Raw genomic sequence first — 2,690 nt, forward strand, 5'->3', positions numbered from 1 at the left:
GTTTAGTTATGCCTATGAAGGGGATAATTGGAATTTATTGAAGAAACCAATCAGTATTGCCCATCTTTCTGATGAAGGGAATGGCTTTACAGGGAATTTTGTAGGAATATGTGTCCAAGACTTACAAGGAACGAAGCTGCATGCTGATTTTGATTATTTTCATTATCGTCCAATAAATAATAATCTAGAAGGTGATATGAAATGAAAACTATAACAGAAAACTGGGCCCAGCGTATGGTAGATTCAGTAATAGCACGGAGACCATTGCTTTCAAAAGGAATTTATCAAGATAAATGGTCATATGATTATGGGGTTGTTCTTAAAGGTACGGAATTAGTATGGAGAAAAACAGGTGATGCTAAGTATTTTGACTATATAAAGAAAAATATGGATGCGTTTGTTAGTGAGGATGGTAATATACGAGAATATGATATCGAAGCATTTAATATTGATCATATCAATAACGGGAAGGTGTTATTAACACTATATAAGGAAACAGGTGAACAAAAATATAAAAAAGCAATTGATCTTTTACGGACGCAATTACAATATCACCCACGGACAGCTGAAGGGGCGTTTTGGCATAAGAAGGTATATCCATACCAAATTTGGCTTGACGGCCTATATATGGGGGCTCCATTCTATGCGGAATATGTAAAGGAATTCGGTGATGAAGATGAATTTGATGATATTGTGAAGCAATTTATCCTTTGTGTGAAAAATACAAAGGATGAAGAAACAGGTCTTCTCTATCATGCGTTCGATGAAAAAAGGGTTCAACCTTGGTGTCATCCTGAGACAGGTCACTCAGAAAACTTTTGGGGACGTTCGATGGGCTGGTTTGCCATGGCATTAGTCGATACAATTCCTCTCCTCCCTGATGGACATCAAGGTAAACAATTATTACAAGGATATTTAAATGACATCCTCAAGGCGCTCATGGATGTACAGGATAAGGACACAGGTGTATGGTATCAGGTATTAAATAAAGGGGATCGCAAAGGAAACTATTTAGAGGCGTCTGCTTCCTGTATGATTTTGTATGCGATTGCAAAAGGTGTGCGTTTAGGCTATTTAGCAAGAGAATGGCAGGATGTAGCCAAAACTGTCTATCGTGGAATATTGACTGAATTTATAACCGTAACAAAGGATGGCTATGTCAATCTTAATCAAGTATGCCAGGTCGCAGGACTTGGTGGTCCGGATAATCGTGATGGCACGTTTGAATACTACATTAGCGAGCCGATCATTACAAATGATTTAAAAGGGGTAGGAGCGTTTATTTTAGCTGCTGCAGAAATTGAAAACTAATCGGCGAAAGGGGATTGGAACATGGTTTCAACAGTAACGTCAAGCGTGTATGATATTAAACAATTTGGTGCAGTCTGTGATGGTTTGACTGTTAATACAAAAGCTATTGCCCAGGCAATTGAAGCATGCTTTAAAGGTGGTGGAGGTTCAGTCTATGTGCCTGCAGGGAGATTTCTAACAGGTGCTGTCATTTTAAAAAGCAATGTGAATTTATATCTTGAAGCAGGAGCAGTTCTTATTTTTTCCGAGGATGTGAATGAGTATCCTGTCGTCCAATCACGCTGGGAAGGAGTTAAAAGAGATGTGTATGCATCTTGTATTTATGCAGAGAATAGTGAAAATATCTCCATTACAGGACATGGAACGTTGGATGGTCAAGGCTCGTTTTGGTGGGAACTGTTCCGGAATAAAGAAAATGAGTATCCAAGACCGAAGCTAGTAAGCTTTGATTCTTGTAAACACGCAACCATTTCTGGAATAAAAATGATTAATTCCCCAAGTTGGACTGTGAATCCGATTTGCTGTGAAGATGTGACGATTCACAATATAACAATTGTCAATCCGAGTGATTCTCCTAATACAGATGGAATTGACCCAGAGTCATGTCGAAATGTTCGCATTTCTGATTGTCATATTGATGTTGGTGATGATTGTATTGCAATTAAAGCGGGAACAGAGGATACGGTTGAACGAGTAGCATGTGAGAATATTACGATTACGAACTGCACGATGATTCATGGACATGGTGGAGTTGTATTAGGGAGTGAGATGAGCGGTGATATCCGCAATGTTACAGTAACAAACTGTGTATTTGAAGGAACAGATCGTGGAATCCGCCTGAAATCAAGAAGGGGACGTGGCGGAATTGTCGAGGATATTCGCGTTAGCAATATTGTGATGAACGGTGTCATTTGTCCTTTTATCGCAAATCTTTATTATTTCTGCGGTCCACGTGGAAAAGAAAAATATGTTTGGGATAAAAATCCGTACCCAATTACAGAGGAAACACCACGTTTCCGGAGAATTCATTTTTCAAACATTACAGCAAGAGAAGTGAGTGCTGCAGCAGGATTTCTCTATGGCCTAGCTGAAATGTATGTGGAGGATGTCACTTTTGAGCATGTCTCTGTAGCAATGGCAGAGGATGCTGAGCCTGGATTGCCTGCGATGATGTCTGAGCTTGAGCCAATGAAGCAGCGTGGCTTTTACTGTGGAAATGTATCAGATATCGGATTTTACAATGTGACTGTTAGCAATCATGAAGGTCCTGCCTTTTACGTGGAGAATGGCCGTGATATTGAATTTAGTAAGTGTAAATCAAAGCAGCCGAAAACAAAAGACAAAATGATTGTCTTAAAGAACGTTACCGTGTCTGAGCA

The 2,690-nt window shown here is 39.5% G+C and carries 3 protein-coding genes; all 3 read left to right on the forward strand.

Annotated features, from left to right (window positions below):
• Positions 1-205 (forward strand): beta-xylosidase family glycoside hydrolase (locus HU235_RS10400; RefSeq protein ID WP_459213469.1); only part of this gene is annotated, 205 nt, incomplete at its 5' end.
• Positions 202-1,311 (forward strand): glycoside hydrolase family 88/105 protein, encoded by a 1,110-nt coding sequence (locus HU235_RS10405; protein ID WP_174880178.1) that lies wholly within the window; start codon positions 202-204, stop codon positions 1,309-1,311. The genes HU235_RS10400 and HU235_RS10405, both read left to right, overlap by 4 nt.
• 21 nt (positions 1,312-1,332) lie before the next feature.
• Positions 1,333-2,690 (forward strand): glycoside hydrolase family 28 protein (locus HU235_RS10410; protein WP_217451431.1); only part of this gene is annotated, 1,358 nt, incomplete at its 3' end.

Origin of the sequence: Metabacillus niabensis (assembly GCF_902829255.1) — a bacterium.
In the GTDB taxonomy this organism is placed as follows: domain Bacteria; phylum Bacillota; class Bacilli; order Bacillales; family Bacillaceae; genus Metabacillus; species Metabacillus niabensis.

What these genes read in the sequence shown, in the direction of transcription:
- HU235_RS10405 (WP_174880178.1), top strand. Translation starts at nt 202, where the DNA reads ATGAAAACTATAACAGAAAACTGGGCCCAGCGTATGGTAGATTCAGTA.